Source organism: Amycolatopsis sp. NPDC021455 (assembly GCF_040640995.1).
Classification (GTDB): Bacteria; Actinomycetota; Actinomycetes; order Mycobacteriales; family Pseudonocardiaceae; genus Amycolatopsis.
Map to the genome: position 1 here is coordinate 1 of NZ_JBFACT010000161.1, position 1530 is coordinate 1530.

Here is a 1530-nt window from a genome sequence, read left to right on the forward strand (position 1 = left end):
GATGAGACATCCTCTGTCAACCTCAGGCTGCAGTTCGAGGGCTGAGGGCTCGTTGACGGTTGCGAATGTGAACGGTCTCGTCGTAGCGGTTGCCCTTGATGAGGCAATGCCACAGGATTTCCAGCCAGCGGTTGCCCAGGGCGCGCAGGGTTGCGTGGTGGCCTTTGCCCGCGGCGATCTTGGTGTCGTAGAACTCTCGTGCCCACTGCGATTTGGTCAGGCTGCAGAAGGCCCATTGGTAGACGGCGTTGCCGAGGTAGCGGTTGTGGGCCAGGCGGCGGGCGATGGTCAGTTCGCTGCGGCCGGAGCGGCGGGTGACGGGCGCGGTGCCCGCGTAGCATTGCAGTCCGCTGGGTGCGTCGAACTGGGTGATGTGTTCTCCGATTTCTCCGGCGATCCGGGCGGCGAGGATGTCCCCGAGTCCGGGGAAGCTGAGGTAGATGTCACCGCCCGGGATCGCTTTTCCCGGATTGGGGTCCTTTGGCTGTTTCGCCCGTCCGTAGCGGACCGAGCCGAGCAGCAGCTCGCCCATTCTTCGTTCCCAGGCTTTACGGGCCTGCCGCAGCGCGAGCAGCTGGGTCGCGGTCAAGGCAATGGCGGTTTCCTTCGCCCGCACCAGATAGTCTTTGACGGGCAGCTGCTCGGCGGCCAGGGCGTCGGTGACGCGGGCGGCGAACCGGGCGGGCCAGCCATGCTTGGCGGCGCGGGCGAAGGCTTCGAGCTCCTCGTTGCCGGCGGCCGCGAGTTGCCGGTGGCCGGGCCAGCGGGCCAGCAGTTTCAGCATGACTGGGGAGCCGAGATCGTCACCGGCGATCACCAGCGCGGCGGGGAACGTGGTGAGCAGGTCGGCGCGCAGCCGGTTGAGCAGGCGACGCTCGTCGCGGGAGGCGCGGTCGTCGTCACGGGCGATCGACCGCAGCTCTCCGGCCAGCTCGCCGTGCGGGATCAGTTTGCGCAGTTCCAGGAACTGGTCCAGTGCCATCAGGCAGCAGATTCTCGCGTCTTCGGTGTCGTCTTTCTTCTTCGCCGGCCCGCGGCGGCGGGCCACCAGGTCCGGGTTGACCGGCAGCACGGTGAAGCCTGCGTCCACCAGCGATTCGACCAGCAAGCCGTGCCGCGTTTCCAGCACGACCCGGATCTCAGCCGGATCAGGTTCCAGCTCCAGGCAGCGCGCCACCAACCGGTGGACACCGGCGACTGTGTGATCTATCCGGAACTGTTCGATCACTCCCTTTCCGGGGTGGCCCAAGGCCACGTCGTGAAACGACTCGGCCCAATCGATTCCCACACCGAGCATGCGGCCCGCCTCCTCTCGTGTTCGCGGGTGAAGCGGCTGGAGCGGCTGGAGCGGCTGGAGCGGGAGGCGTTGCGTCGTGCTGATAAACCAGTCCTCATCGGGACGACATCCTCTAGGACGACAAGCCTCCGGCCAAAACCTTCGAGGACGCCGTCTCATTTTAGTCCTCGCAGGACAAGCGCCCGAAGCGTTCCTCGGAGGTCCCAGCCATGAAGGAAGGTAGTCCTATCAGC

The 1530-nt window shown here is 66.2% G+C and carries 1 protein-coding gene; it reads right to left on the minus strand.

What is annotated here, in order from left to right; all coding sequences use genetic code 11:
- Positions 1–22: 22 nt before the first annotated feature.
- The gene (locus tag AB0G28_RS49310; RefSeq protein WP_361106657.1) at positions 23–1297 is read right to left on the minus strand and encodes a transposase; all 1275 of its coding nucleotides are present in this window, start codon (positions 1295–1297) and stop codon (positions 23–25) included.
- Between the last annotated feature and the right edge of the window lie 233 nt (positions 1298–1530).

Excerpts from the sequence above, each read along its gene's own strand:
- AB0G28_RS49310 (WP_361106657.1), bottom strand. The coding sequence starts at position 1,297 with ATGCTCGGTGTGGGAATCGATTGGGCCGAGTCGTTTCACGACGTGGCC.